General features: G+C 60.4%; 2 protein-coding genes. One reads left to right on the top strand and one right to left on the bottom strand.

Features of this window, described 5'->3' with window-relative positions:
- Positions 1-1,099 (bottom strand): polyhydroxyalkanoate depolymerase (locus AC1D0Z_RS20140; RefSeq protein WP_477659942.1); only part of this gene is annotated, 1,099 nt, incomplete at its 3' end.
- 154 nt (positions 1,100-1,253) lie between these two features.
- Between AC1D0Z_RS20140 and AC1D0Z_RS20135 the strand changes: the two genes are divergently transcribed.
- On the top strand, positions 1,254-1,910 hold the full coding sequence (locus AC1D0Z_RS20135; protein WP_477659941.1) for a glutathione S-transferase: 657 nt from the start codon (positions 1,254-1,256) through the stop codon (positions 1,908-1,910).
- Positions 1,911-2,166 lie beyond the last annotated feature (256 nt).

Here is a 2,166-nt window from a genome sequence, read left to right as displayed (position 1 = left end):
GCCTTATGCCTGTGCACAGATCCTGCGCCGCAACCGTTTGCCCCACGGCGCAGATGTCGTCACGTTCCCCCTCAACAGTCATGAGTGCCGTACGGCGAATGGCAGCAGGCTTGACGAGACGGCCGCGGTAGCTGAGCTTGCCGAGCGGCAGGTCGTAGGTCTGGAAGACTTTTTCGACTGTCTCCAGGTAAAACTCGGCGGGCAGGTCGTTCACGGCTAGGTACTCGTCATAAAACACGCGGATGATGTTGGCCTTTTCCACATCGCCGTCTACCAGGTGCTGGTACATGTCCTGGAAGGATTTTTTGTGCCGGTCCAGGTTCATGCTCAGAAAAGCACTGAGCTGCACAAAGCCCGGGTAGACACGGCGCATGTAGCCGGCATGCGGMAGCGGGACATGGCTGATCAGGTTTTTCTCAAACCACTCAATCGGTTGGCTGGTGGCAAGTGTGTTGACGCCTGTCGGATTCACGCGGCAGTCCACCGGGCCGGCCATCAGGGTCAGGCTGCGCGGCTGGGCCGGATCGTCGTCTTCGGCCATGATGGCGGTGGCCGCCAGCGCTGCCACGCAAGGCTGGCACACTGCCACCACATGTGTGCCCGGGCCAATGGTCTGGGTGAAGCGGATCATGTGGTCGACGTAGTCGTCGAGCGCAAACGGGCCGTGACTTAGAGACACATCGCGCGCGTTATGCCAGTCGGTGATGTACACGTCGTGGTCTTGCAGCAGGGTGCGCACGGTTTCGCGCAGCAGCGTGGCAAAGTGGCCTGACAGCGGCGCCACCAGCAGCACCGGCGGTTGAAAGGGCAGGTCGGCAGGCGTTTCCTTGCGAAAGCGCAGCAGGGTGCCAAAGGGCATGGACAAAACGGTTTCTTCCGTCACGGCGAGTTCGCGCTCGCCTACCTTCACCGAGCTGATGCCGTAGGCTGGCCGTGTGTGCGTCAGCCGCAGGCGTGAAAACACCTCCATGGACGCCGACAGCTTGCGCAGCACGCTGCCCTCTGTTTTTCCCAGCCAGAATGCCGCGCTGCCGCTTTGGGCAAACAGGCGAAACGGCGACATCAGGTCGGACTGGGTTTGGTAGGCCTGGTAGAGCATGGTGGTCCTGACGTGAATCGGAATTCGTTGTCCCTGGCGTTCATGCAGGCAAGTTACGGGCCAGTCCGCCGGCGAACGCCTGCTGGCACAACCCTTGCGGAGGAGGCTTGCCCCGAGCCAGTGGGGTCAACTTTGCGGTTCAAGGAGCAATCTCATGGCCAAGGCAGTCCTGACGATCAGCAGCAAAAACTACGGTGCCTGGGCGCTGCGCGGCTGGCTGCTGGCAAGATTTGCCGGCCTCGAATTCACCGAAAAAGTCATTTCACCGGACGACCCGGCGATGAAAGCCGAAATGCTGCTGCTCTCGTCGAGCATGCTGGTGCCGTCGCTGCAGCACGGCAATGTGAAGGTATGGGACACGCTGGCCATTGCCGAATACCTCAATGAAATCAAGCCCAAGGCGCAACTGTTGCCCGACGATATCAAGGTGCGGGCGCATTGCCGGGCGGTGTGCGGCGAAATGCATTCGGGCTTTGCCTCGTTGCGCGCTGCGCTGCCGATGAACATCAAGGCCCATTTCTCGAACTTCAAGGTCTGGTCCCGTGCGCAGGCCGACATCGACCGCGTGCTGGAGATCTGGCGGGAGTGCCTCAGCGCTTATGGCGGGCCTTATTTGTTCGGCAAGCAGCTGTCAGTGGCCGACGCCATGTATGCGCCGGTTGTCACCCGGTTTTTGACCTACGACGTGCCGCTGGACAAGGCTTGCACGGCGTATTGCAAACGCATCACGGAGTTGCCGGCGATGAAGGAGTGGGTGGCTGAGGCGAAGAAGGAGCCTGATGACATCGATGAACTCGACGCGGAGTTCTGAGTGCCCCTCTCCTGAGCTGTTCATTGCTCCAAAGCTATTTTCCTTGCTGAGTTCTGCTGGCCGGAGGTTGCCCGGCATGCAACTCACTTTCTTTTGCTTCGCCAAAAGAAAGTAAGCAAAGRAAAGGCGACCCTGGTTCCTGCGTCCCCTCCGCTTCGCTGCGGGCAACCTGCGGTGCTCGGTCCAGCCGGGGTCAAAAACAACTCGCTTCGCTCAAACAAGTTTTTGCCCTGATCCGTCTGGACCTCCGCTCCTC

The organism is Polaromonas sp. P1_E3, from assembly GCF_056405935.1.
This window is presented reverse-complemented; position numbering and strand designations above follow the sequence as displayed.

What these genes read in the sequence shown, in the direction of transcription:
- AC1D0Z_RS20135 (WP_477659941.1), top strand. Translation starts at nt 1,254, where the DNA reads ATGGCCAAGGCAGTCCTGACGATCAGCAGCAAAAACTACGGTGCCTGG.